Origin of the sequence: Halorubellus amylolyticus (genome assembly GCF_034808145.1) — an archaeon.
Classification (GTDB): Archaea; Halobacteriota; Halobacteria; order Halobacteriales; family Natrialbaceae; genus Halorubellus.
The window spans coordinates 1-269 of sequence record NZ_JAXHGM010000065.1 but is presented as its reverse complement, the minus strand read 5'-3'; the positions used below and the strand labels follow the sequence as shown (position 1 = coordinate 269).

Annotated in this window: 1 protein-coding gene; it reads right to left on the bottom strand. The window is 36.4% G+C overall.

Annotation, left to right across the window (positions count from 1 at the left end; translation table 11 throughout):
• Nucleotides 1–85: 85 nt before the first annotated feature.
• On the bottom strand, nt 86–269 hold a 184-nt coding region (locus SM754_RS20280), incomplete at its 5' end, for a hypothetical protein (RefSeq protein WP_323677949.1).

Genomic DNA, 269 nt, shown 5'->3' with positions numbered 1-269 from the left:
ACAAAATGGTAACTAGCATGAAATCCTAAAATATATGGTAACGATTATTTATTAAAATGAAAGGAAACAAACGAGAACTTTGAATTCATAGGGATTCTAACGTATAAAGGGTTAAAACTGAAAACCCTTGAGTAATAAAGGTTTTCGAGACCAGAGAATTTGTTATAGTTTCTTTTTGGCGTTTGTCAGTTTGGTGCGCATCTGCAGACGCAGCACGAAGGAAAGAGGAACCAGTCCATGAAAATACCCTTACAGTCGTTGTCTGGATC